This window comes from Streptomyces sp. NPDC058619 (assembly GCF_042717785.1).
Lineage (GTDB): Bacteria > Actinomycetota > Actinomycetes > Streptomycetales > Streptomycetaceae > Streptomyces.
In genome coordinates, this window is the sequence record NZ_JBHXQN010000022.1 from 101,045 (window position 1) to 126,153 (window position 25,109).

Here is a 25,109-nt window from a genome sequence, read left to right on the forward strand (position 1 = left end):
AAGTCACGCGCCCGGCAGGGCCTACGGCCCGGTACCGCTGCGGCGCCGGACCGGGGCGCTCAGTCCTGGGGCAGTGTGACGACCGGGAAGCTGCCCGTCGCCGTCGGCGCGTGCTCCGGAAGCCACAGCACCGCCACCGCGCCCGCCGCCGTGCCCTCGCGCTCGAAACCACCCGGGGCCGCCACGTTGCGGAACGTCAGCCGGGCGCCCAGGACCCGCGCCTGCCCCTCCGCGATCGTCAGCCCCAGCCCGTGGCCCACGCCCGCCCGGTCCGTGGAACCGGTCCGGAACCGGCTCGGCCCCTCGCGCAGCAGCGCCTCGGGGAAGCCCGGCCCGTGGTCGCGGACCCGTACGACCCGCCCCTCCACGTCCACCTGGATCGGCGGCTGCCCGTACCGCGTCGCGTTGGCCAGCAGGTTTCCCAGAATCCGCTCCAGGCGCCGCGGGTCGGTGCTCACGATCTCGTCCGCCACGACCCGTACGGAGGCCTCCGGCATCAGCGCCCGCACCCGCCGGCTCACGAACTCGCCCAGCGCCACGTCCTGGAGCTCCGCCCGCTCGGACGCGCTGTCCAGCCGGGCCACTTCCAGTACGTCCTCCACCAGGGCGCGCATCGCCTGCGCCCGGTCGCGCACCAGCTCGGTCGGCCGCCCCGGGGGCAGCAGTTCCGCCGCCGTCAGCAGGCCCGTCACCGGCGTCCGCAGCTCGTGCGCGATGTCCGCGGTCACCCGCCGCTCGGCCTCCAGCCGCTGCTGGAGCGCGTCGGCCATGGCGTCCACGGCCCGCGCGAGGTCGTCCGTCTCGTCCCGTACGAGGCCCCCGACGGCGTCCCGCACCCGCACCTCGGGATCCCCGTGGGCCACCCGCTGCGCGGCCGCCGCGGCCTTGCGCAGCCGGCGCGAGATCTGGCCCCCGATGAGGACGCCGAGCGCCGAGCCGCCGATCACGACGGCGAGCGAGCCGACGACCAGCGCCCGGTCGAGGTCCCGGACCATGTTGGCGCTCTCCCGGAACTGCGTGTGCAGCGACAGCACCTGCCCGTTGCCGAGCGGCACCGCGGCCCAGACCTCGGGCGCGCGCTTGCGGGTCTCCTGCACGTACGTCCCGCGCCGGCCCGAGCGCGCCTTCTCGCGCAGCTCGGCGGGCAGCTCCGGGTCGTTGAGCTTGGCCACCATGGGCGGCTTGCGCCCGGCCTCGGCGACGCCGGCCATGAACTGGACCCGGTCGAGCTGGGTCTCGCGCGCGCTCTCCAGCATCGACACCCGGGCAGCACTGTGCACCACCAGGCTCAGCGCCACCGCGGTGAGCGCGCCGACCGCGGCGATGGCGAGGGTGATCTTCCAGCGGATCCCCGTGCGCAGGGTGAAGCGCCTCATGGCGTCGTGGCCTCAGGCCTTCAGCTTGTATCCGAAGCCGCGGACCGTTTCGATCCGGTCCTGGCCGATCTTGGTGCGCAGCCGCTGCACGTGGACGTCGACCACCCGGGTGTCGCCGCCCCAGTCGTAGTCCCAGACCCGCTCCAGCAGGCGGTCGCGCGACAGTACGGTGCCGGGCGCGGAGGAGAACTCCAGCAGCAGCCGCATCTCGGTCGGCGTCAGCGCCACGGCGGCGCCCGCCCGGCGGACCTCCATGCCCTCGGTGTCGACCTCCAGGTCGCCGAAGGCCAGCACCCCGCGCTCACCCGAGTCGTCCTCGTCGCCCGACCCGCCGTTCTGCGGGCCGCCGGCGTGACCGAAGCGGCGCAGCACGGCACGGATGCGGGCGACCAGCACGGAGCCGTCGAAGGGCTTGGTGACGTAGTCGTCGGCGCCCGCCTCCAGCCCCAGCACCACGTCGATGGAGTCGGCGCGCGCCGACAGCATGATCACGGGGACGGTGGACTCGTCGCGGATGCGCCGGCACAGGCTCACCCCGTCCATGCCGGGCACCATCACGTCGAGCAGCGCGATGTCGGGGCGGTCGGCCCGGAAGGACTCCAGGCCGGACAGGCCGTCGGGCATCGCGGTGACCACGAACCCGTCGCGTTCCAGCGCCAGGGTGGTGGCCTCGCGGATGACGTCGTCGTCCTCCACGAACAGGACATGGGTCTCGGCCATGCGGGAGCCTCGCCTCGGTTCTTCTCTTCGCTCGGTTCTGCGGCGGTCAGGTGTCAGGTGGGTCGGGCGGACGGGCGGACGGGCGGACCGGGGGGACGGTCAGTTCTTCGGCGTGACCACCGGCGCGGGCTGGCCCCCGCCGTCGACCACGTTGCTGTACTCCGAGTGCACCCGGTCGTGCTCGACGAACTTCTCCCCGTTCCAGCGGTACGTGATCACGTCCTCGCCCGACGGATAGGCGAGCGCGTCGCTCTTTCCGTAGACCTGCTTCGTGACCACCAGGTCGCCCCGGTCGATCTCCGCGTAGACGGGTGGCTGTTCGTCCGAGAACACATTCTCGTACTTTCCACCGTCCTCCCGGTACACGAACGAGCCGCGGCCCAGTGCGTCCGCGCAGGACAGCACGTTGACGACGACGTCGACGACGGGGCTGCCGGTGACCCTGCCGTAGCTGACGTCGACCGGGTACTCCTTGCCCGTGCAGGGCTTGAGGTCGCGTTTGATCGCGTTGCTGACCTTCGGATCGGCCATGAGCAGCCGTACCGGGTCCACCTTCGGGGCCGGCTTCCCCGACGCCGTCGAGGCGGGGTCGGCCGGGGACGCGGACGGGGCCGTCTTGGCCACGGCGTCGGTGCGCGCGGGACCGCCGTCGCGCAGGCCGGTGCCGCCGGTGGCGCAACCGACCGCGAACACGGCTGTGCCGACGAGGACGACCGTCCCCGCCGACATCAGCACCAGCGACCCACCGCTGCTCAAACCCTGGCCTTTCAGGCCGCGCACCGCTCACGCCCCTCGTACCGCATGGTGTGGTCACCGCGCTCCAGCGCGCGCATGTCGAGGTCCCGGCTCTCCAGTTCCTGCCGGAGGCGGGCCAGTGCGCGGTGCAGGGTGCTCTTCACGGTTCCCGCCGACATCCCGAGCGCCGCGGCCGTCTCCTCGGTGCTCATCTGCTCCCAGTGTCGCAGTACCACCACGCTGCGCTGCTTGGGCGCGAGCACCTTGAGGATGTCCATCAGCAGGGCGCGGTCGGCGCGCTGGTCGGAGCCGTCCTCGACGGAGGCGTCCGGGAGCTGCTCGGTGGGGACCTCTTCGAGCTTGCGGGCGCGCCACCACTCGGTCCGGGTGTTGATCATGACGCGGCGGAGGTAGGCGTCGGCCAGGGACTTGTCGGCGATGCCGTCCCAGCGGCCGTAGGTGCGGACGAGGGCGGTCTGCAGGAGGTCCTGCGCGTCGGTGGGGTCCGGGACCAGGCGCCGGGCGCTGCGCAGCAGCGCGTCCTGCCGAGTGCGTACGTACTCTTCGAATTCGAGTACCTCGCCGTGCGCCATCTCAGACCGCCTCCGTTCCGTCCAACCGCTCATCCGCTGCCTTACGGACTCGAAGGTACGGAGGGGTTGTCACGGGCCTGTGCGGGCCAGCCTTCGGTGGGCGCACGGACACCCATAGGTTGTGTAACAGTGCCTGTGAGCTGCGGTTTCCCGGTCCGAAGCGGAATGAGGCAGTCAGCCCCGGACCGGTTCCCGTCAGGTCTGCGGCAGCCGGTAGAGACCGCCCGCGAGCGGCTCCACGAGCCCGTCGGAGACCAGCCCGTCCAGCGCACGGGCGCGCTGCACCGGCTCGTCCCAGACGGTGTCGAGTACCGCCTGCGGAACCGCGCCCACCGCCTCCCGGAGCACCGCCAGGAGCTTGCCGCGCACCTGCCGGTCCGTGCCGGCGTACGTCTGCCCGCGCCGCGGCGGCCCGTCGTGCGCCGGCTTCCCGGCCAGCCGCCAGGCGCACAGCCCGGCCACCGGGCAGCGGGCGCAGTCGGGGCTCTTGGCGGTGCACACCAGCGCGCCGAGCTCCATCGAGGCCGCCGCCCAGCGGGCCGCCGTGTCCTCGTCCTTGGGGAGCAGGGCCCGGGCGAGGCGCCGTTCGGCGGCCGTGGTGGCGTTCGGCGGGTACTCGACCCCGGTGGAGGCCCGCGCGAAGACCCGCCGGACGTTGGTGTCCAGCACGGCGTGCCGCTGCCCGTACGCGAACGAGGCGACGGCCGCCGCGGTGTACTCCCCGATGCCGGGCAGCGCGAGCAGCTGCGCGTGGTCCCGCGGTACGTCGCCTCCGTGCCGTTCCCTTATGGCCAGGGCCGCGCCGTGCAGCCGCAGGGCCCGCCGGGGGTAGCCGAGCCGCCCCCAGGCCCGTACGGCCTCTCCGGGGGCGTCGGCGGCCAGGTCGGCGGGCCGCGGCCACCGGGCGAGCCACTGCTCGTACACCGGCAGGACCCGGCTGACGGGGGTCTGCTGGAGCATGAACTCGCTGACCATGACCCCCCAGGGGCCGGCCTCGGGGCGGCGCCAGGGCAGGTCGCGGGCGTGCTCGTCGAACCACGCGATGACGGGGGAGTGCAGCGCGGAGTTCGCGGCGGGCTGTGACGCGGTCGTCTGTGACGCGGAGGGCTGTGATGGGGATGCAGTCATGGCAGACGGCATCCTGGCACGTTTCGCCCTTACCGCGCCGGGCCGGGACCGGTGAACCAGACAGCGGCGCGGACCCCGCTCGCCCGCATGGCCGCCATGATCGTACTGATCGGACCGGTGAGGGCCAGGACGACGAGGGCGGCCACGGCGCCGCCCAGCAGCAGGCCGATCCCCACGTCGTGCGGGTAGTGCACGCCGACGAAGACGCGGGAGAAGGCCATCAGCAGGGCCACCGGCACGGTCAGCAGCGCGAGGCGGCGTACGGCCAGGGCCAGGGAGACGGCGGCGGCGCCGGCGATCGTCGCGTGGTTGCTGGGGAAGGACCAGTCCCCGACCGGCGGGCACGCGATCAGCGAGGCGGCGGCCCCGGCGACGGCGCGGCAGGGCCGGTCCTCGTCCATGGTGGACTTCAGCGACTCGGAGGTGACGTACGCGAGGGCGGTGGCCAGCGGAGCCAGGACGGCGAGCGCCACCGTCCGGGGGCTGCGGCGGCCGCGCGAGCGCCACCAGACGGATATGAAGAGCAGGCCGAAGAGCAGGAGGCCGTACTCGGTCCAGACCTCGAAGGCCGACTGCACCCAGCCGGGCGTCGAGTGGGCGAAGTCGGTGATGTCGCGGTAGAGGTCGGAGCTGTCCATGGTCACCGACCGTACTCAAGGAAAAAGCGCACCCGCGTCAGACTCCTGGCTGATTCCGGGCGCTCCCGGCGGGGTGCGGGGACTCCCGCAGGCTGATGATCGGCAAAACACGCCCGTCGCACGGCATGGGGGGCGCGGAACGGAGCGCGGACTCTCGTAAAGTTCCGTCCGTGGGATCTCTGCGCAATCCGGTCGGGCCGCTCCCCTCCTCCATCTACTGGCGACGGAGGGCCGTGCTGGCGTCCGTTGCCGCGCTCCTCGCGATTCTCGCCGTATGGGCCGTCAGCTCCGGCGGGAACGGGTCGAGTACGAACGGCAAGGGCCAGGGCCGCCCCGGCACCATCACGATCACCCCCGGCCCCTCGGGCACCGGGCCGGCGATCAGTCAGGCCCCGGGCGGCCGGGCCGAGTCGGGCGGCGGCGGTACGACCGGGTCCGAGGGCGGCGGCTCTGCGGGCACCGGCAAGAACGGCGAGCCGGGCGCGTCCCCCGGCGCGGGTACGGGCGGCGCGGCGGCGGCCGGAGCCGGCGGGGGAGGCGGTGGCGCGGCGCAGGTTCCGGCCGACTCCGCGCTCCCGACGTGCGCGGCGAGCGCCCTCCAGTGGGAGGTGAAGAGCGTGAAGAACGAGTACGAGGCGAACGAGAAGCCTCGGCTGGAACTGATCGCCCGCAACATCTCCGGAACGACCTGCAAGGTCGACCTCGGCCCCAAGCAGGCGATCCTGACGATCCTTCAGGGGCGCGACAGCAAGGCGGTCTGGTCCTCGGCCGACTGCACGCCGGGTGCGGGCAACGTCTTCTTCCGCGTCGCCGCGCAGGGCGAGACGAAGCACGTCCTCGAATGGGACCGCACGTTCAGCGCCCCGAACCAGTGCCAGACGCCCCCGGCGGGCAGCGCGACCGCGGACACGTACGTGGTGGAACTCAAGTCGCCGGGCATGCCGGTGGCCAACACCTCGTTCGTCCTGAAGCAGGACTGAGGGTCCGTCTCCCCCGGCCCGGATCCCGCACGGGCCGGGGGACTTCGACGGCCGGTGCGGGGGGTGGGTGCGGCTCAGACGTAGCGTTCCAGGATGGACGATTCCGCAAGGCGGGACAGTCCCTCGCGGACGCTCCGCGCCCGCGCCTCGCCCACGCCGTCGACCGTCTGCAGGTCGTCCACGCTGGCCGCGAGCAGCTTCTGCAGCCCGCCGAAGTGCTCCACCAGGCGCTCGATGATGGCGCCCGGAAGCCTCGGCACCTTCGCCAGCAGCCGGTAACCCCGCGGCGACACCGCCGAGTCCAGGGTCTCCGGCGATCCGGTGTAGCCCAGGGCCTTCGCGACGATCGCCAGTTCCAGCAGGTCCGGGTGCGTCAGCGCGTCCAGTTCGGACAGGGCCTCGTCCACCGTGCGGGAACGCTTCGCCGTCGGCTCCGGCACGTAGTCCCGGATGACCAGCTCCCGCTCCTGCTCGATCCCGACCGTCAGCTCGTCCAGCTGCAGCGACAGCAGCCGCCCGTCCGTGCCCAGTTCGACCACGTACTCGGCGATCTCCGTCGCGATCCGGCGCACCATTTCCAGCCGCTGGGCGACCGCCGTCACGTCACGGACCGTGACCAGGTCCTCGATCTCCAGTGCCGACAGCGTTCCCGCGACCTCGTCGAGGCGCAGCTTGTACCGCTCCAGCGTGGCGAGGGCCTGGTTCGCGCGCGACAAGATCGCCCCGGACTCCTCCAGGACCCGCCGCTCACCGTCCACGTAGAGCGCGATCAGCCGCATCGACTGCGACACCGACACCACCGGGAAGCCGCACTGCTTCGAGACGCGGTCCGCCGTGCGGTGCCGCGTGCCCGTCTCCTCGGTGTGGATCGACGCGTCCGGCACCAGCTGCACGCCGGCCCGCAGGATCTTGGTGATGTCCTTGTCGAGGATGAGCGCGCCGTCGAGCTTGCACAGTTCGCGCAGCCGGGTCGCGGTGAACTCCACGTCCAGCACGAAGCCGCCGGTGCACATCGCCTCGACGCTCTTGTCCATGCCGAGCACGATGAGCCCGCCGGTGTTGCCGCGGACGATCCGTTCCAGCCCGTCACGCAGCGGCTGACCAGGTGCGACCGCGCTCAGCGAGGCACGCATCATGGCTTCCTGCTTGGAGCTCGCGCCCGACTTTGCGGATGCTGCTGCCCCGTCCTTGGCTGCCACTGCACTCCTCGGGTCGCGGGTTGCGCCGCCTGCGTACGGCCGGGCGGACCATCCAGAAGTCTACCGGCGCGCGCCGCGGCCCCGCCGTTGCTTGGCCAGGTCCGCCCCGCGGGGCCCCCGCACGGACCCCCTGACCAGGGAATCCGCCCGCTACTCGGCCGCCCGCTCCTTGGCCGGCGTACGGGAGCGCCCGCGCGGCAGCACCCGCAGGGCGTCACCCATGTCGGCGACCTCCACGACCTTCATCCCGGCCGGGACCTTGCCCGGGTCGGACGGCACGAGGGCGTGCGTGAAGCCGAGCCGGTGCGCCTCGGCGAGCCGGCGCTGTACGCCCGTCACCCGCCGCACCTCGCCGGCCAGGCCGACCTCGCCGATGGCGACGAGGTTCTTCGGGAGCGGCACGTCGCTGGCGGCCGAGGCCAGGGCGAGCGCGATCGCCAGGTCGGCGGCCGGCTCGGTCAGCTTCACCCCGCCCACGGTCGCGGAGTAGATGTCGCGCTTGCCGAGCGCGGTGATCCGGCCGCGCTGCTCCAGCACCGCCAGCATCATCGACACCCGCGAGGTCTCCAGGCCGGAGGTGGTGCGCCGGGGCGAGGGGATCTGCGAGTCCACCGTCAGCGCCTGCACCTCCGCGACCAGCGGGCGCTTGCCCTCCAGGGTCACGGTCAGGCAGGTGCCCGGAACGGCCTCCGCGCGCCGGGTCAGGAACAGCCCGCTCGGGTCGGCGAGCCCGGTGATCCCCTCGTCGTGCAGCTCGAAGCAGCCGACCTCGTCGGTGGCGCCGTACCGGTTCTTGATGCCGCGCACGAGCCGCAGCCGGGCGTGCCGGTCGCCCTCGAAGCTCAGCACCACGTCGACCAGGTGCTCCAGGAGGCGGGGGCCGGCGATGGCCCCGTCCTTCGTCACGTGTCCCACGAGGAGGGTGGACATGCCCCGCTCCTTGGAGGCCCGGATCAGCGCCCCGGCGACCTCGCGCACCTGGGCCATGCCGCCCGGCGCTCCGTCGATCTCGGGGGAGGCGACGGTCTGGACGGAGTCCAGGATGAGGAGGGAGGGCTTCACGGCGTCGAGGTGCCCGAGCACCGCCGAGAGGTCGGTCTCGGCGGCGAGGTAGAGGTGGTCGCTCAGCGCGTGGATCCGGTCGGCCCGCAGCCGCACCTGGCTCGCGCTCTCCTCGCCGGTGACGTACAGGGTGCGGTGCTCGTCGCTGGCCGCCTTCGCCGCCACGTCCAGCAGCAGTGTCGACTTGCCGACGCCCGGTTCCCCGGCGAGCAGGACGACGGCGCCCGGCACCAGGCCGCCGCCGAGCACCCGGTCGAGCTCGTCCACGCCGGTGCTGCGCGCGGTCGCCGTGCGGCCGTCGACCTGGGCGATCGGCACCGCCGCGGTGGAGACGCGGCCGGCGGCGGTGGTGCGCACGGCGGGCGCGCCCATCTCCTCGACGGTTCCCCACGCCTGGCACTCGGGACACCGCCCGAGCCACTTCGCGGTGGTCCACCCGCACTCGGTACAACGGTAGGACGGCCGGTCCTTGGCGGATGAACGAGCGGTGCGGGCAGCCATGCGCCCCACGGTAGCCGCCCCCACCGACAACGCCGGCGGGGCGGGGGGTGCGGGCCTGCTCCCCGCGGGAGGTGTGCCGGGGCGACCGCGTCAAGGCCCGTGTCAGCGCGTCGCCGATCTGTTCACCCGTAAGGACTAAAACTGCTGGAGGCTTCCGGGCCGTCACCGGCGCGCCGCCTACGGTCGCGAGGTGAACAGCAGCAACCAGGCACCCCCCTCATCGCGCACCGGCGCACACCCGGCGCACGGGCGCACGCCCTCAGAGGGTTCGGAGGAAGGCGCCAAGGAAGGTTCCAAGGAGGGTTCCACGGGGATCGGGGAGCCCGGGGGGCCCCGCGGATCCGGTGGTCGGGGAGGGGCCGGCGGCTCCCGGGGGCCGGCGGGGGAACAGCCGCCCGAGCCGCCGCCCTTCCGTCACGAGCCCTACCTGGACGGCCTGTTCACGTACTGCCTGTCGGTGCTCTGCGACCACGACACCGCCACGGAGGTGCTGGGCGACGCCCTCGCCGCGGCCGAGCGGCATCCCGGCCGCTGTCCCGACGAGGGGGACCGGCGGGCCTGGCTGTACGCCCTGGCCCGCTGGGGCTGCCTGCGCCGGCTCGCCGAGAAGCGGCGCGACCGGCAGGGAGCGCATTCCGCCCGGCGCGCGCCGGAGCACGCCGACGGCGCCCACGCGCCGGGGGGCACTGCGGGCACTGTAGGTGCCGGGGGTGCCGGGGGTGCCGGGGGTGCCGGGGGTGCCGGGGGTGCGACCCCCGGACCGGACGGCGGCGGAGCCGTCCCCGCGGGCCGGCGCACCCTCGACGTAAGCGCGTACCGCCGTACGGAGCTGGCGCGGCTGGCCTGGCCCGAGGCCGCGGGAACCACCCCCGAGCAGCGCGAGGCCCTCGAACTCGCCGTGCGCCACCGCCTCGGCGTCGCCGAACTCGCCGCCGTCCTCGGCACGCCGCAAGCCGCCGCCCGGGAACTGCTGTCCGGGGCCGCCTGCGAGGTCGAGCGCACCCGCGCCGCCCTAGCCGTCGTGGAGACCGGCGGCTGCCCCAGCGTGTCCCGGCTCACCGGGGACGGCCAGGTGCTGCTCTCCACCAGCCTGCGCGCCGAGCTCGTCCGGCACGTCGACGACTGCCCGCGCTGCCGCCGCGTCGCCGAACGGGTCGGCGCCGGCTCCCCCTGGCCCGGCTCCGGCATCGACACGGCCGCGCTCCCGCTGGTCCCCGCCCCGCGCACCGCCGTGCACGCCGCGATGCTCCGCTCCGGCCGGCGCCGGGGCGGCGGACCCGGCCCGCGCTTCGACCGCACCGGCTTCCCGATGGACCCCAAGGACCGCGCCGCCCGGCGCGACCGGCTGCGCGCCCGGGCGGTGACCACCACCGTGGTCGCCACCGTCGTCGCGGCTCCGGTCCTGGCGCTGTGGGCGGCGTACCGGGGCGCTCCCAGCACCGGCGAGCCCGTCGGCGGCGACGGCACCCGCATCTCCGCCAGCGACTCCGAGATCCCGCCGCACGCCGGGGGCCGCCCGCCGGCCGCGTACGAGAACGCCGGCAACGCCGCCAGGACCACCGGCGGCCCCGGCTTCGCCCCGGGCAGCGCCGAACCCGACGTGTTCGTCGAGGTGATCAGCACCGGCCCGCCGGTCCCCTCCGACGCGGGCCGCCCCGGCGCCCCCGGCCGCCTCACCGTCGCCGCGTCCTCCTACGGCGCCACCACGCTGCTCACCCTCACCGCCTCCGGCGGCGGGCCGGTGGACTGGCAGCTGTGGTCCGACGGCCCGTGGCTTCGCGCGAGCCGGACCGCGGGCACGCTGGCCGCCGGGGACTCGGTCACCCTGCGGATCACCGTGGACACCGGGGCCCAGCCCGTCGGTGCCTGGACGGCCCGCGTCGGAGTCGACCCGGGCGGCGCCGTCGTCGCCATCCAGGGCCGAGGACGCCCGGCGCCGCCGCCCGCCGCGACGCCGCAGCCGCCCGCGAGCCCGCAGCCCCCGACGGCGGAGCCGACCCCGCCGCCGGCCACCCCGGCCCCGACCCCCACGCCGACCGAGCCGACGATCCCGCCGTCACCGACCACCGCGCCGTCGGCGGAGCCGACGGACGGGACAGGAGGAACGGTTTCCCCGCCGCCGCCCCCGCCGGCCTCCGACCCCCCGGGCCCGGGCTCCTAGGCCCGAGGCGCCGGGACTCCAGCCCCGGCAGGGCGCCGGGTTCCAGCCCCGGCCGGGCCCGAGGTGCCAGCCCCGGCCGGGCCCGGGCTCCGGGCCCTGCCGGTCGCGGGGTTCCGGAGCCTCAGGGCGCGACCGGGTCCGCCGGGTGCGGGGCCATCGGCAGCAGCGAGGCGAGCCGCGCCTCGCACAGCCGGACGAGCTCCTCGTACCCCTCCTTGCCCATCAGCTCCGTCAGCTCGGGCCGGTACGTGACGTACACCGGGTCCCCGGCGCCGTGCGCGGAGGTCGCCGACGTGCACCACCAGTGCAGGTCGTGGCCGCCCGGCCCCCAGCCGCGGCGGTCGTACTCGCCGATCGACACCTGGAGGACGCGGGTGTCGTCGGGCCGGTCGATCCAGTCGTACGTCCGGCGGACGGGCAGCTGCCAGCAGACGTCGGGCTTCGTCTCCAGCGGCTCGCGCCCCTCGCGCAGCGCCAGGATGTGCAGCGAGCACCCCGCTCCGGCGGCGAAGCCGGGCCGGTTCTGGAAGATGCACGAACCCTCCCAGCGCCGGGTCTGCTTCTCCCCGTCGTCGTCGAGCTGGGTCCAGCCGGTCTCGCTGCCCACGTCGTGGAACTGCCACAGCTCGGGCGTCAGCCGGGCCACGTTCTCCGCCACGCGCTTCTCGTCGTCCTCGTCCGAGAAGTGCGCGCCGAGCGTGCAGCACCCGTCGTCCGCCCGGCCCGCCTGGATGCCCTGGCAGCCGCTGCCGAAGATGCAGGTCCAGCGGGAGGTCAGCCACGTCAGGTCACAGCGGAAGACCTGTTCGTCGTCCGCGGGATCGGGGAACTCCACCCAGGCCCGGGGGAAGTCGAGCCCCTTCTCGTCGGGTACCGCGGGCTTGCGCTTGCCCTTGGCCTTGCCCGCGTCCTTCTTCGACCGGGTCGTGTTGGCCTTCTTCGTATTTGGCACAAAGCCAAGCCTAAGCGCCCCTAACGCAACCCCTCCGCCTTCGTCGCAGTAGCGTTTCCCCCTATGAGACTCGGTGTCCTTGACGTGGGTTCGAACACGATCCATCTGCTGGTGGTGGACGCGCACCCCGGTGCGCGCCCCCAACCCGCGCACTCGCACAAGGCGGACCTGCGCCTGGCGGAGCTGCTCGACAGGCGCGGTGCCGTCACGCCCGAGGGCGTCGAGCGGCTGGTGTCGGTGATCGGCGAGGCCGTGCAGGCCGCCGAGGACAAGGGCTGCGAGGACCTCGTCCCCTTCGCGACCAGCGCCGTCCGCGAGGCCACGAACGCGGACGAGGTACTGGCGCGCGTGAAGCTGGAGACGGGCATCGACCTGCCGATCCTCAGCGGTGACGACGAGGCCCGCCTGACGTTCCTCGCGGCGCGCCGCTGGTTCGGCTGGTCGTCCGGGAAGCTGCTCGTCCTCGACATCGGCGGCGGTTCGCTGGAGATCGCGTACGGGATGGACGAGGAGCCGGACCGCGCCGTCTCCCTCCCGCTCGGCGCGGGCCGCCTCACGGCGGGCTGGCTGCCGGGGGACCCGGTGGACGCGGCCGACGTCCGCGCGCTGCGGCGCCACGTACGGGCCCAGATCGCGCGGTCGGTCGGCGAGTTCAACCGCTTCGGGGCCCCGGACCACGTGGTGGCCACGTCGAAGACCTTCAAGCAGCTGGCCCGCATCGCGGGCGCGGCCCGCTCGGCGGACGGCCTGTACGTCCAGCGGGACCTGACCCGCAAGTCCCTGGAGGAGTGGGTCCCGCGCCTGGCCGCGATGACCACGGCCCAGCGGGCGGCCCTCCCGGGGGTCTCGGAGGGGCGGGCGAACCAGATCCTGGCGGGCGCGCTCGTCGCGGAGGGCGCGATGGACCTCTTCGGGGTGGAGGAGCTGGAGATCTGCCCCTGGGCCCTGCGCGAGGGCGTCATCCTGCGCAGGCTGGACCACCTGCCGACGGTGGGGAAGCCCGACGGGCTCCCGGGCGGCCCCAGGACGGAAGGGCCGTCCTAGCGGAACCGTGCCGCGCCCCCGTGACAGACCGCGCAGAGCCTGCTGACAGACCCCTGACAGCCCGTATCCGCAGCTCGGACCGGCCGGGCGCGCGGCCGGGGCCGCGCGGGGCGCGCCGGGCCGGTGCGCCCCGCCCGGGGCGCCCCCTCGCCCCGTCCGGGCCGGGCGCCGCGTCCGCCCCGTACCCTGTGTCCGTGGCAGAACCAGTCCGTGTCCCGACCGCGAAAGTCGCGCTCTCCACGGCCTCCGTCTATCCGGAGTCCACGGCGACCGCCTTCGAGATCGCCGCGCGCCTCGGTTACGACGGCGTCGAGGTGATGGTCTGGACGGACCCCGTGAGCCAGGACGTCGACGCGCTGCGCCGCCTCTCCGACCACCACCAGGTGCCGATCCTCGCCGTCCACGCACCCTGCCTGCTGATCACCCAGCGCGTCTGGTCCACCGATCCGTGGACCAAGCTCCAGCGTGCCCAGGCGGCGGCGGAACGGCTCGGCGCCTCCACCGTCGTCGTGCACCCGCCGTTCCGCTGGCAGCGCCAGTACTCCCGGGACTTCGTCTCCGGCATCTGGCGGATGGCCGACGAGACCGACGTCCGCTTCGCCGTCGAGAACATGTACCCCTGGCGCTACCGCGACCGCGAGATGCTCGCGTACGCGCCGGAGTGGGACGTCACCAAGGACGACTACCGGCACTTCACCGTCGACCTCTCGCACACCGCGACCGCCCGTACCGACGCCACCGCGATGATCGACCGCATGGGCGACCGGCTCGCGCACATCCACCTCGCCGACGGGAACGGCTCCGCGAAGGACGAGCACCTCGTCCCCGGACGCGGTACGCAGCCCTGCGCCGAGCTGCTGGAGAGCCTGGCCCGTAAGTCTTTCGACGGCCACGTCGTCATCGAGGTCAACACCCGGCGCGCGATGTCCTCCGCCGAGCGCGAGGCCGACCTCGCCGAGGCGCTGGCCTTCACCCGGCTGCACCTCGCGACCGCGGCCGACGCCCCTGCCGTCCGGCCCCAGCCCCGTCCCCGGGCCCGGCGCACGTGACGGAGCCGAAGGAGCCGGCGGGACCGGCGGAGTCACCGGAGCCGTCCGAGCCGTCCGAGCCCCGGGACCAGCCGACCCCGCCCGCCCCGCGGCGCCGCCGCGGTCCCGGCCGGCCCCGCCACGACGAGGCCGACGAGGGCCCCGGCACCCAGGAGCGCATCCGGCTCGCCGCCCGCTCCGAGTTCGCCGCGCGCGGCTACGACAAGACCTCCGTACGCGGCATCGCCAAGGCCGCCGGGGTCGACCCGGCCCTGGTCCACCACTACTTCGGCAGCAAGGACGACCTGTTCGCCGCCGCCATCGAGGTCAGCATGGAGCCGGCGCTGGTGATCCCGGCGATCCTCGGCGCGGGCCCCGACGGCATCGGCGAGCGGCTCGCGCGCTTCTTCCTCGGCGTCTGGGAGAACCCGGCCACCCGCGCCCCGCTCCTCGCGGTGATCCGCTCGGCCCTCACCCACGAGGCGGCGGCCGCCGTGCTGCGCAGGCTCGTCCTGCGCCGCCTCCTGGAGCGGATCGCCGCCGACCTCGACGTCCCCGATCCGACGTTCCGCGCCGAGCTCGCCGCCTCCCACATGGTCGGCATCGCGATCCTGCGCTACGTGCTCCAGGTCGAGCCCCTCGCGTCGGCGGACCCCGAGGACATCATCAGACTGGTCGCGCCCACGCTCCAGCGGTACCTGACCGAAGAATGAGCCTCTCGTCCCGGCATCCGGACAGGGTGTCCGCATCGCGGGCGAGGGGCGTAGCCTCGTAACTGCTCTATATCTACAGTCGCGGCCGAGTCCGTACGGCCGGCCGCACCCATGGGGAGTGAACCCGATGCCCGAGCTGAGGTCCCGCACCGTCACCCACGGCCGCAACATGGCGGGCGCACGTGCCCTTATGCGCGCTTCGGGCGTAGCGAGCGCGGACATCGGGAAGCCGATCATCGCGGTCGCCAACTCGTTCACCGAGTTCGTCCCCGGCCACACCCACCTGGCCCCGGTCGGCCGGATCGTCTCCGACGCCATCCGCGAGGCCGGCGCGATCCCCCGCGAGTTCAACACCATCGCGGTCGACGACGGCATCGCCATGGGCCACGGCGGCATGCTCTACTCGCTGCCCTCGCGCGACCTGATCGCGGACAGCGTGGAGTACATGGTCGAGGCGCACTGCGCCGACGCCCTGATCTGCATCTCCAACTGCGACAAGATCACCCCCGGCATGCTGATGGCCGCCATGCGCCTCAACATCCCGGTCGTGTTCGTCTCCGGCGGCCCGATGGAGGCCGGCCAGGCCACCCTCGTCGACGGCACCGTCCGCAAGCTCGACCTGATCGACGCCATGGTCGACGCCTCCAACGAGAACATCTCGGACGAGGACGTGCTGCGGATCGAGGAGAACGCCTGCCCCACGTGCGGCTCGTGTTCGGGCATGTTCACCGCCAACTCGATGAACTGCCTCGCCGAGGCCATCGGCCTCGCCCTCCCAGGCAACGGCTCGGTCCTCGCCACCCACACTGCCCGCCGCGCCCTGTACGAGGACGCCGGCCGCACGGTCGTGGAGATCACCAAGCGCCACTACGAGCAGGACGACCACTCGGTCCTTCCGCGCAACATCGCCACCCGCGAGGCCTTCGAGAACGCCATGGCCCTCGACATCGCCATGGGCGGCTCGACCAACACGATCCTGCACCTGCTGGCCGCCGCGCAGGAGGCGGGCCTGGAGTACGACCTCACCGACATCGACGAGGTCTCGCGCCGCGTCCCGTGCCTCTCCAAGGTCGCGCCCAACGTGGCGCCCGGCGGCACGTACTACATGGAGGACATCCACCGCGCCGGCGGCATCCCCGCCATCCTCGGCGAGCTGCACCGCGGCGGACTCCTCAACAAGAACGTCACCAGCGTCCACTCCGAGGGCCTGGAGGACTGGCTCGCCGAGTGGGACGCCCGCTCCGGCACCGCCTCCGACACGGCGATGGAACTGTGGCACGCGGCCCCCGGCTGTCAGCGCTCCGCCAGCGCCTTCTCCCAGTCCGAGCGCTGGGACACCCTCGACCTCGACGCCGAGGGCGGCTGCATCCGCTCGGTGCAACACGCGTACTCCAAGGACGGCGGCCTCGCCGTCCTGCGCGGCAACATCGCGGTCGACGGCTGCGTCGTGAAGACGGCCGGCGTCGACGAGTCGATCTGGACGTTCGAGGGCCCGGCGGTCGTCTGCGAGTCGCAGGACGAGGCCGTCGACAAGATCCTCCGCAAGGAGATCAAGGCGGGCGACGTCGTCGTCATCCGCTACGAGGGCCCGCGCGGCGGTCCCGGCATGCAGGAGATGCTCTACCCGACGTCCTTCCTCAAGGGCCGCGGCCTCGGCAAGGTCTGCGCGCTGGTGACGGACGGCCGCTTCTCCGGCGGCACCTCGGGCCTGTCGATCGGCCACGCCTCCCCGGAGGCGGCCTCGGGCGGCACGATCGCGGTGGTCGAGGACGGCGACCGCATCCGGATCGACATCCCGAACCGCTCCATCGAGCTGCTCGTCGACGAGGCCACCCTGGCGGCCCGCCACGAGGTCCTCGGCGGGGTGTACGCCCCGAAGAACCGCGAGCGCAAGGTCTCGGCGGCCCTGCGCGCGTACGCCGCCATGGCCACCAGCGCCGACAAGGGCGCGGTCCGCGACGTCTCCCTGCTGGGCTGAGCCCCCGCTTCCGTGACGGGACCCCGCCGGGCGCACCGCCCGGCGGGGTCCCGTCGTGTACGCGCCCTGTCCGGTGGGCGCGCGGCCCGGAGCCGGACGGTCAGCTCGTACCGGCGGGGTCCCGCGCCGACACCGCGAACACCGACCCGTCCGGCGCGGCCGCGTAGACCCGCCCGTCGGCGACCACCGGCGCGGGCAGGGTCGCGCTGAACGTGGCCTGGCCCGCCCCCATCCGGGGCTGCGTCTGTCCCGCGAACCGCCCGGCCGCCGCGTCGACGGTCAGCAGCCGCCCGTCCTGCGCCGTCAGGTACACCCGCCCGTCGGCGGCGACCGGCCGGGACGCGGCCCCCGCGCCGGTCTCCAGCCGCCAGCGCTCCTTGTCCGGTCCGACCGCGACGAGCCCGCCCCGGCCCTCGACCGCGTACACCGTCCCGTCGGCGCCGACCGACGCCTCCGCCTCGTACAGCGGAGCCGACAGCCGTACCCGGTGGACCGCGCGGGTCGCCGCGTCCACCCGTACGACACCGCCCGTCCGGGCGCCCGCGTCGTTGTCCAGCAGGTACACCGAGCCGCCCGCGACCCCGACCGGCCGCAGCCGTCCGGTCGTACGGGTCTGCCAGCGCACGGCCCCGGTCGCCGGGTCCACCTCCGCGAGCTGCGTCGAGCCGGCTCCCGCGTCGGGCGTCGCCGCGTAGAGCACGGGCGGGCCCGCGCCGGCGGGGCCGCCCCACCACACGGATCCGGCGCCGCCGATCCGCTTCGTCCAGCGCTCGGCGCCGCCCGCCGCGTCCAGGGCGGTGACCTTGCCGTCGGCGGCCACCACGAGCACGTACGGGCCGGCCGGCACGACCCGCGCCCCGCCCGGCAGTGCGCGCCGCCAGCGCTCCGCGCCCGTCGCCGGGTCCAGCGCCTGCAACAGCTCGCTGCCGGGCGCCACCGCGAGGACCACGCCGTCCGCGTGCAGCGGCGTACTGTCGGTGACCGCCCCGGCGGCGGGTGCGCCCGTACGGACCGACCACAGCACCGAGCCGTCGGCGGGGTCGAGCCGCGCGGCGGCCAGCCCGCGCCCCGAGCAGTACAGGCCGGCGCCGGCGGCCCCCGCCGAACAGGACGCGGCGTGCCCGCCCAGGGACACCGCCCACGGCGAGAACGGCTTGCCCGCAGCGCCCGCGGCGCCCGCGGTCCCCGGGGCCGGCGTCCCGGACGCGGAGGCCCCCGGCCCCGCGACGGCGTCCCCACCGGTGCCGGACCACGCGTACCCGACGACCGCCCCCGCCGCGAGCAGCACCCCGAGCCCGGCGGCCCACAGCGCCGGCGCGCGCCGCCGCCCGCCCGGGGCGGCGGGCGGGGCGGGCCGCTCCCGCCGGTGCGTGACCTCGTCGCCGGACCCGGCCCGCTCCGCAACCGGCCGGCGCGGCTGGGGGATGTAGGCCTGCGTGTCCTCGGCGGTCGGATAGGCGGCGGCGCGCATCTCCGAGATCAGCGCGTCCGCCGTCGGCCGCTCCGCGGGGTCCTTCGCCAGGCAGCGCGCCACGATCGGGGCGAGCCGCGCCGGCAGCCCCGTCAGGTCGGGCTCGCTGTGGACGACCTGGTACGCCACCAGGTAATGGCTGTCGGAGTCGAAGGGCCCCCGCCCGGTCGCGGCGTGCACCAGCACGGCCCCCAGCGCGAACACGTCCGCAGCGGTCCCCACCTCACGGGGCCGCTGGAACTGCTCCGGCGCCATGAACGGGGGCGTGCCGATCAGCTTGCCCGTCTCGGTCCGCAGGTCGCTGTCGGCCGGGCGGGAGATGCCGAAGTCGATGACCCGCACCCCGTCCGGAGCCATCAGCACGTTGCTGGGCTTCAGGTCCCGGTGCACGACCCCCGCCCGGTGGATGTCCCGCAGGGCCTCCGCCAGCCCGGCGGCGAGCCGAGCCAGCTCGACGGGGTCCAGCACCCGTTCCCGTACCCGCTCGGACAGCGTCGGCGCGTCGATGAAGAGGGTGGCCATCCACGGCCGCTCGGCATCCGGGTCGGCGTCCACGACGGGCGCGGTGAACGCGCCGCTCACCCTGCGAGCGGCCGCGACCTCCTGCCGGAACCGCGCCCGGAACTCCGGATCCACGGCGTGCTGGGCGTGCACGACCTTGACGGCGAGTTTCAGCCCAGAACTGGAATCGGCGAGGTGGACCACGCCCATGCCGCCGGAGCCGAGCACGGATTGGAGCTGGTACTGCCCGGCGTACTCCGGAAACCCCGCGTAGTCCGCGCGCAGCGAATGCACCGCTCACCACCCCCGCCGGAGCTTAGTCCATCGCCCGTATGCACACCCAAGGGCTTGGTACCCTGCGCGCGTTGCGCAGAGCAACACCCAAGGGGGGAGTTTTCACATGTCCATTGAGAACGATTCAAGCCAAGTCGAGACGGTCGCCGCCACCGAGGCCGCCACCACCGCGGGCCTTCCGACGTACCCGCTCGCGCCCGGCAGCCGGGTCAACGTCCGCAGCGGCCCGGGCACCAACTATTCGATCATCGACGTCCTGCCGGCCGGCGGGTACGTCACGATCCGCTGCCAGTGCCCCGGAACGAACGTCAGCGGCCCGTACGGCACCACGAACATCTGGGACTGCATCGGCAACGGCCGCTTCGTCTCGGACGCCTACGTGAGGACGGGCAGCGACGGCTACGTGGCGGGCCGCTGCTCCTAGGAGCCGCCGGCACCCGGGCGTTCCGGCGACCGGGACGACCGTTCCGCCGTTCCGCCACGCGAGACGCGCCCGGCCCGTCCGGCCCGGCGGGGGATAATCGCCGATGTGAGCGACGAGCAGCGAGACCAGACCCCCGCCGAGCCGGCCGCGGCCCCGGCCGCGCAGGAGCCCACGGGCCCCGAGCCCGAGCCGATCCCGTTCTTCGGCACCACCTGGGTGAAGCACGACGGCGGCTACGCCCTGCGCCGCGCCGCCGTCGCCGTCGGCTCCCTGGTCACCGCCGTCGCGGCGGCCGTCCTGCTGCGCCTCTCGTACGAGGGTCTGGAGATCGGCAACGTCGGGCCCTTCCTCAGCATCTCCGTCGTCGTCCTCTTCGCGATCGCCAGCTCCATCGCCTTCGCCAAGACCTGGGACTCCTTCAGCCGCCGCGCGGCCCCGTCCTCCGACGAGACCGCGCTCAAGGGCCTCAAGACCATCGGCTTCATCGGCTCCCTCATCGCGTACTTCATCCGCTGCTTCGTCGAGGCCCCGGGCGAGAAGCTGCGCCGCGCCGAGTACGAGCGCGCCACGGCGGAGTTCGCCCGCCGCCGCGGCGCCCGCACGGGCAACCCGGCAGCCCGCCGCCCCAAGCGCAAGAAGTGACCCCGCGGGCGAGGCCCGGCCCCCGCGTCCGTCCGCGCCCCGATGCCCGCACGTCGCCACGCCCCGGCACCACTGACCGCCGCGACGCTCGGAGGGCGCGATGACGTGGTCGACGGCCCCCGGGTACGGGTGCGCCGCCTGAGGCGGCAGAAGGGGGATTCGCCGCGCAGGAGCACGCGATCGGCGAGATCCCGCCACGGGCTACGACCGCCGGGACGCCGGATGCATCGCTCTCGCCTCGACGTACGCGTGGAGGCTTCGGGTCATCGGGTCGACGTCTCCACGGCGACGCGCAACGACCCCACCGGACCACACTCAGGCGGAGCATGATCGTTCACGGCTCTCCGGCCGGCGCCGTTCCGGAAACCGCCACCGGCGCCTGATCCGGCGGCCCATGGCGCCCGGGCCGCCCCCGGCCACGCAGCCGGGCCGCCCCCCTCGGGTCCACCCGTTGCCTGCCGCCAGGCATCGCCGTCACCTCCCCGGGATGCGCGTCCCGCCGGGGCCCCACAGTCCAGCCCCCGCGCCCGCCGTGCCCGCCCCGGGCCCGCGCGCCCACCCCGCCGGGCATCCATACCCGCCGCCCCAGGGCCCGTCGGGGCCGAATTCCGTCCCACCGATTGACGACCGGCATCGGCGGTAGCATTATTCATCACATGATGAATAACCCGTCCGAGGGAGACCCGGCCCGCACCCCGGCCGCCGTCCACGCCCACGACCTCACCGTGCGCCGCGGCACCGCCCGCACCCTGCGCACCGTCCTCGACGCCATCGCCTTCGACGTCCCCCGCGGCCGCATCACCGGCCTCCTCGGCCCCTCCGGCTGCGGAAAGTCCACCCTGATGCGGGCCGTCGTGGGCACTCAGGCCCACGTCACCGGCACCCTCGACGTCCTCGGCCGCCCCGCCGGCCACCCCGAGCTCCGCTCCCGCATCGGCTACGTCACCCAGGCGCCCTCCGTCTACGACGACCTCACCGTCCGCCAGAACCTGGACTACTTCGCCGCCGTCCTCGACCCCGGCCGGGCCGCCGCCGACCGCCGCTCCGCAGCCGTCGCCCGCGCCATCACCGACGTCGACCTCACCTCCCGCGCCGGAGCCCTCGCCGGGAACCTCTCCGGCGGCCAGCGCAGCCGCGTCTCCCTCGCCGTCGCTCTGCTCGGCGCCCCGGAGCTCCTCGTCCTCGACGAACCGACCGTCGGCCTCGACCCCGTCCTGCGCCGCGACCTGTGGAACCTCTTCCACGATCTCGCCGCCACCCGCGGCGCCACGATCCTCGTGTCCTCCCACGTCATGGACGAGGCCGAGCGCTGCCACGACCTCCTCCTCATGCGCGAAGGCCGGATCCTCGCCCAGGACACCCCCGACGCCCTGCGCTCCCGCACCGGCTCCGCCACCGTCGAAGAGGGCTTCCTCCGCCTCGTGGACGAAGCCAACGCGAACGCCCCCACCACCGCGGCGACCCCCACCACCGCGGCGACCCCCCTCGCCGCCTCCACCACCGCCGGGGAGCAGACCCGATGAACGCCCTCAGCCCCGCCCGCACCGCCGCCACCGCCGCCCGCGTCCTGCGCCAGCTCCGCCACGACCCCCGCTCCATCGCCCTGATGCTGCTGGTCCCCGTACTGATGCTGACGCTGCTCCGCTTCGTCTTCGACGGGAACGCGCAGACCTTCGACGGCATCGGAGCGTCCCTCCTCGGGATCTTCCCCCTCATCACCATGTTCCTGGTGACCTCCATCGCCACCCTGCGCGAGCGCACCTCCGGCACCCTGGAACGCCTCCTCGCCATGCCGCTCGGCAAGGGCGACCTCATCGCCGGCTACGCCCTCGCCTTCGGCGCCGTGGCCGTCATCCAGTCGCTCCTCGCCACCGGCCTCGCGCTCTGGGTGCTCGGCCTCGACGTCGTCGGCTCCCCCTGGCTGCTCCTGCTCGTCGCGCTCCTCGACGCGCTCCTCGGCACCGCGCTCGGCCTGTTCGTCTCCGCCTTCGCGGCCTCCGAGTTCCAGGCCGTCCAGTTCATGCCGGCGGTGATCTTCCCCCAGCTGCTCCTGTGCGGCCTCTTCGCCCCCCGCGACACCATGCAGCCCGTCCTCTCGGGCATCTCCGACGTCCTGCCCATGTCCTACGCCGTCGACGGCATGACCCAGGTCCTCACCCACACCGACATGACCGCCGCCTTCGTCCGCGACGCCGTCATCGTCGCCGCCTGCGCCGTCCTCGTCCTCGGCCTCGGCGCCGCCACCCTCCGCCGCCGCACCCCCTGACGCCCACAGGCCGGACAGCCCCGCCCCGTTCCTTTCACGGGTGAAAGGATGAGGACGCATACGCACCCCACGCGCAAGAAACGTTCGGCGAGGTGAATCGGGCATGACCCAGACAGTCGCAGTCCTCGGTACCGGCAAGATCGGCGAGGCCCTGCTCAGCGGGATGATCCGCGGCGGCCGGCCCGCCTCGAAGCTCCTCGTCACCGCCCGCCGCCCGGAACGCGCCGAGGAGCTGCGCTCCCGCTACGGCGTCGAGGCCGTCTCCAACGCCGAGGCCGCCAAGCGCGCCGACACCCTCATCCTCACCGTCAAACCGCAGGACATGGGAAGGCTCCTCGACGAGCTCGCCCCGCACGTCCCCGCCGACCGCCTGGTCATCAGCGGCGCCGCCGGCATCCCGACTTCCTTCTTCGAGGAACGGCTCAGCCCCGGCACCCCCGTCGTCCGCGTCATGACGAACACCCCCGCCCTCGTCGACGAGGCCATGTCCGTCATCTCGGCAGGCAGCCACGCCACCGCCGCGCACCTCCTGCACACCGAGGAGATCTTCGGCGGCGTCGGCAAGACCCTGCGCGTTCCCGAGTCCCAGCAGGACGCGGCCACCGCCCTCTCCGGCTCGGGACCCGCGTACTTCTACTTCCTCGTCGAGGCCATGACCGACGCCGGCATCCTCCTCGGTCTGCCCCGCGCCCAGGCCCACGACCTGATCGTGCAGGCCGCCGTCGGCGCCGCCGTGATGCTCCGCGACAGCGGCGAGCACCCGGTCAAGCTCCGCGAGGCCGTCACCTCCCCGGCCGGCACCACCATCAACGCCATCGTGGAGCTGGAGAAGCACGGCGTGCGCGCCGCCCTGATCGCCGCCCTCGAAGCCGCCCGCGACCGCAGCCGCGAGCTGGCCTCCGGCAACAGCTGAGACACCCGTGACGGGTGGGGGCCCCGAGTCACCCGGGGCCCCCACCCGTCACGGCTCCAGCAACCCGATCGCCCGGTACGCCCGGTCCACCACCGGCCGCGCCAGCTCACGCGCCCGCCCGGCCCCGGCCCGCAGCACCTTCTCGACCTCCGCCGGATCCGCGGCCAGCTCCGCGTGCCGCTCCCGTACCGGCCGCAGCAGCTCGACCACCGCGTCGGCGACGTCGCGCTTCAGCGCACCGTACCCCTGGTACCCGTCGGCCAGCACCTCCGGATCGCCGCCGGTGCAGGCGGCGAGGACGTCCAGCAGGTTCGCGCCCCCGGGCCGCGCCTCCCGGTCGTAGACGACACCGCCGTCCCCGCTGTCGGTGACGGCCCGCATCACCTTCTTGCGGACCGCCTCCGGCTCGTCGAGCAGGTAGACGATGCCCGCCCCGCTCGCGTGGGACTTCCCCATCTTGGACGCCGGCTCCTGCAGGTCCATGACCCGCGCGGCCACCGCCGGATGCGTCGCCCTGGGGACGGTGAAGGTGTGCCCGTACCGCTGGTTGAACCGCGCGGCCAGGTCCCGGGTCAGCTCGACGTGCTGCCGCTGGTCCTCACCCACCGGAACCTCCTGCGTCCCGTACGCCAGGATGTCGGCGGCCATGAGCACGGGATAGGTGAGCAGCGACAGCCGCACCCCGTCCCCGGCGGCCTGCGCCGTCGCCGCCTTCTCCTTGTACTGGATCATCCGCCGCAGTTCACCGTCGGTGGCGGTGCACTCCAGCAGGTACGCGAGCCGGGTGTGCTCGTCGACGTGGCTCTGTACGAAGAGCGTGCACCGCCGTGGGTCCAGCCCGGCGGCGAGCAGCAGGGTCGCCGCCTGCCGACTGAGCCGGCGCACCCGGGCCGGCTCGTGCTCGACGGTCAGTGCGTGCAGGTCGACGACGCAGAACAGCGCCTCGTCCGGCTCTTGGTCCGTGGCGACCCACTGCCGCACGGCCCCCAGGTAGTTCCCCAGCGTCAGATGCCCGGTCGGCTTGACCCCGCTGAAGATCCTCGTCATGTCGTGTTCTCCCTCGTGAGTGGTGGGTACGGGGCCGCCGCGCCGGGCGACCTAGCCACTCCCGGGGAGGGGAGAAACGAAAACGGCCGCCGGAGCGGCGGCCGTGAGCGCGTGCGTGCTCGCGTTGGGGTCCGGCCGCCGTCAGGCGGCCCACCAGCGCAGGTTGAGCGGAAGCACGTGCGTCGTCATGGATCCAGCGTAGACCGCGGGGGATGAGGAGGGGTGAGATTCAGGTGCTCCGCGGGGCCGGCCAGCCAGGGGTTGACACACGTGTGCCGGGTCCGTAAGGTTCTTCGAGTTGTCCGATGTGAGCGCCGACCCCGGTCGGTCCCCGGATAGCCATCCCGCACCTCCACATTCGAACGTACGACTCACTTTGTCGTCCCGTTTTCATGTGTATTTGCGAATGAGGAATCCGCGTCCGAGGACGCGGCCGCCGATTAGGTTCGGGGGCGAGGAATCCGCTACTGTCTCACTCGCCGCAAGGGCCCAACGGCCCAGAAGGCAAAGCCCGCTGACCGGGAGTCAGGCCCGAAAGGTTCTGATAGAGTCGGAATCGCCGGAAAGGGAAAGCGCGAAAGCGAATACCTGGAAAGCGCCGAGGAAGTCGGACGCGAAAGAGTCTGATAGAGTCGGAAACGTAAGAATAGCAAGAACAGAACGAAAGCCCGGAGGAAAGCCCGAGAGGGTGAGTACAAAGGAAGCGTCCGTTCCTTGAGAACTCAACAGCGTGCCAAAAATCA

23 protein-coding genes are annotated in these 25,109 nt (G+C 73.8%); 11 read left to right on the forward strand and 12 right to left on the reverse strand.

The genetic code is table 11. The features are described from left to right. Positions 1–59: 59 nt before the first annotated feature. The 6 genes from cseC to ACFWTC_RS22230 form a co-directional block, all read right to left on the reverse strand. On the reverse strand, positions 60–1,376 hold the full coding sequence (gene cseC / locus ACFWTC_RS22205; protein ID WP_384028189.1) for a two-component system sensor histidine kinase CseC: 1,317 nt from the start codon (positions 1,374–1,376) through the stop codon (positions 60–62). 12 nt (positions 1,377–1,388) lie between these two features. After that, positions 1,389–2,096: a two-component system response regulator CseB gene (gene cseB, locus ACFWTC_RS22210; protein WP_383929645.1), complete on the reverse strand. Its 708-nt coding sequence runs from the start codon at positions 2,094–2,096 to the stop codon at positions 1,389–1,391. Positions 2,097–2,195: 99 nt separating this feature from the next. Beyond that, on the reverse strand, positions 2,196–2,825 hold the full coding sequence (locus tag ACFWTC_RS22215) for a hypothetical protein (protein ID WP_383929699.1): 630 nt from the start codon (positions 2,823–2,825) through the stop codon (positions 2,196–2,198). A 38-nt stretch (positions 2,826–2,863) separates the two neighbouring features. Continuing rightward, a complete protein-coding gene (locus tag ACFWTC_RS22220; protein WP_319727094.1) occupies positions 2,864–3,424 on the reverse strand; it encodes a SigE family RNA polymerase sigma factor in 561 nt (186 codons plus the stop codon). A 195-nt stretch (positions 3,425–3,619) separates the two neighbouring features. Next, positions 3,620–4,552 carry an A/G-specific adenine glycosylase gene (locus tag ACFWTC_RS22225; protein WP_384028188.1) on the reverse strand — a complete coding sequence of 311 codons (933 nt, stop codon included), beginning with the start codon at positions 4,550–4,552 and terminating at the stop codon, positions 3,620–3,622. 29 nt (positions 4,553–4,581) lie between these two features. After that, positions 4,582–5,190: a phosphatase PAP2 family protein gene (locus ACFWTC_RS22230; protein ID WP_383929651.1), complete on the reverse strand. Its 609-nt coding sequence runs from the start codon at positions 5,188–5,190 to the stop codon at positions 4,582–4,584. Between the two features lie 170 nt (positions 5,191–5,360). On the opposite strand from ACFWTC_RS22230, the gene ACFWTC_RS22235 reads away from it, so the two are divergent. Then, a complete protein-coding gene (locus ACFWTC_RS22235; RefSeq protein ID WP_384028187.1) occupies positions 5,361–6,170 on the forward strand; it encodes a hypothetical protein in 810 nt (269 codons plus the stop codon). A 74-nt stretch (positions 6,171–6,244) separates the two neighbouring features. Here ACFWTC_RS22235 and disA read toward each other — a convergent pair whose 3' ends face one another. Next, complete coding sequence (gene disA, locus ACFWTC_RS22240) at positions 6,245–7,369, reverse strand: DNA integrity scanning diadenylate cyclase DisA (protein WP_383929656.1); 1,125 nt, start codon at positions 7,367–7,369, stop codon at positions 6,245–6,247. Between the two features lie 150 nt (positions 7,370–7,519). Beyond that, positions 7,520–8,932, reverse strand: a complete 1,413-nt coding sequence (radA, locus tag ACFWTC_RS22245; RefSeq protein ID WP_383929658.1) for a DNA repair protein RadA — start codon at positions 8,930–8,932, stop codon at positions 7,520–7,522. Between the two features lie 313 nt (positions 8,933–9,245). Between radA and ACFWTC_RS22250 the strand changes: the two genes are divergently transcribed. Further along, on the forward strand, positions 9,246–11,093 hold the full coding sequence (locus ACFWTC_RS22250) for a hypothetical protein (RefSeq protein ID WP_384028211.1): 1,848 nt from the start codon (positions 9,246–9,248) through the stop codon (positions 11,091–11,093). A gap of 121 nt (positions 11,094–11,214) precedes the next feature. On the opposite strand, the gene ACFWTC_RS22255 is transcribed toward ACFWTC_RS22250, so the two are convergent. Continuing rightward, the gene (locus ACFWTC_RS22255) at positions 11,215–12,045 is read right to left on the reverse strand and encodes a hypothetical protein (RefSeq protein ID WP_383929663.1); all 831 of its coding nucleotides are present in this window, start codon (positions 12,043–12,045) and stop codon (positions 11,215–11,217) included. A gap of 63 nt (positions 12,046–12,108) precedes the next feature. Between ACFWTC_RS22255 and ACFWTC_RS22260 the strand changes: the two genes are divergently transcribed. The 4 genes from ACFWTC_RS22260 to ilvD all read left to right on the forward strand — a co-directional run bounded on the left by ACFWTC_RS22260 (position 12,109) and on the right by ilvD (position 16,808). Next, positions 12,109–13,089 carry a Ppx/GppA family phosphatase gene (locus ACFWTC_RS22260; protein ID WP_383929666.1) on the forward strand — a complete coding sequence of 327 codons (981 nt, stop codon included), beginning with the start codon at positions 12,109–12,111 and terminating at the stop codon, positions 13,087–13,089. A gap of 194 nt (positions 13,090–13,283) precedes the next feature. Beyond that, positions 13,284–14,138, forward strand: a complete 855-nt coding sequence (locus ACFWTC_RS22265) for a sugar phosphate isomerase/epimerase family protein (RefSeq protein ID WP_383929668.1) — start codon at positions 13,284–13,286, stop codon at positions 14,136–14,138. Beyond that, a complete protein-coding gene (locus ACFWTC_RS22270; protein WP_383929672.1) occupies positions 14,135–14,830 on the forward strand; it encodes a TetR family transcriptional regulator in 696 nt (231 codons plus the stop codon). Before ACFWTC_RS22265 ends, ACFWTC_RS22270 begins: the two co-directional genes overlap by 4 nt. 127 nt (positions 14,831–14,957) lie before the next feature. Continuing rightward, positions 14,958–16,808, forward strand: coding sequence for a dihydroxy-acid dehydratase (ilvD, locus tag ACFWTC_RS22275; RefSeq protein ID WP_383929674.1), 1,851 nt, complete (start codon positions 14,958–14,960; stop codon positions 16,806–16,808). Positions 16,809–16,908: 100 nt separating this feature from the next. Here the strand turns inward: ilvD and ACFWTC_RS22280 are convergent, their stop codons facing one another. Beyond that, entirely contained in the window at positions 16,909–19,074 is a 2,166-nt protein-coding gene (locus tag ACFWTC_RS22280) for a PQQ-binding-like beta-propeller repeat protein (RefSeq protein WP_384028186.1), read from the reverse strand. A 106-nt stretch (positions 19,075–19,180) separates the two neighbouring features. On the opposite strand from ACFWTC_RS22280, the gene ACFWTC_RS22285 reads away from it, so the two are divergent. The 5 genes from ACFWTC_RS22285 to proC all read left to right on the forward strand — a co-directional run bounded on the left by ACFWTC_RS22285 (position 19,181) and on the right by proC (position 23,319). After that, positions 19,181–19,498, forward strand: coding sequence for an SH3 domain-containing protein (locus ACFWTC_RS22285; RefSeq protein WP_383929679.1), 318 nt, complete (start codon positions 19,181–19,183; stop codon positions 19,496–19,498). Between the two features lie 105 nt (positions 19,499–19,603). Continuing rightward, on the forward strand, positions 19,604–20,140 hold the full coding sequence (locus ACFWTC_RS22290) for a hypothetical protein (RefSeq protein ID WP_383929681.1): 537 nt from the start codon (positions 19,604–19,606) through the stop codon (positions 20,138–20,140). Between the two features lie 656 nt (positions 20,141–20,796). Then, positions 20,797–21,663, forward strand: a complete 867-nt coding sequence (locus ACFWTC_RS22295) for an ABC transporter ATP-binding protein (protein ID WP_383929684.1) — start codon at positions 20,797–20,799, stop codon at positions 21,661–21,663. After that, positions 21,660–22,406 carry an ABC transporter permease gene (locus tag ACFWTC_RS22300; RefSeq protein WP_383929687.1) on the forward strand — a complete coding sequence of 249 codons (747 nt, stop codon included), beginning with the start codon at positions 21,660–21,662 and terminating at the stop codon, positions 22,404–22,406. Before ACFWTC_RS22295 ends, ACFWTC_RS22300 begins: the two co-directional genes overlap by 4 nt. 103 nt (positions 22,407–22,509) lie before the next feature. After that, entirely contained in the window at positions 22,510–23,319 is an 810-nt protein-coding gene (gene proC, locus ACFWTC_RS22305) for a pyrroline-5-carboxylate reductase (RefSeq protein ID WP_383929690.1), read from the forward strand. Between the two features lie 48 nt (positions 23,320–23,367). On the opposite strand, the gene trpS is transcribed toward proC, so the two are convergent. Together trpS and ACFWTC_RS22315 are read right to left on the reverse strand one after the other, a co-directional pair. After that, positions 23,368–24,366: a tryptophan--tRNA ligase gene (trpS, locus tag ACFWTC_RS22310; RefSeq protein WP_383929693.1), complete on the reverse strand. Its 999-nt coding sequence runs from the start codon at positions 24,364–24,366 to the stop codon at positions 23,368–23,370. 525 nt (positions 24,367–24,891) lie between these two features. Next, positions 24,892–25,109 (reverse strand): hypothetical protein (locus tag ACFWTC_RS22315; RefSeq protein ID WP_384074389.1); only part of this gene is annotated, 218 nt, incomplete at its 5' end.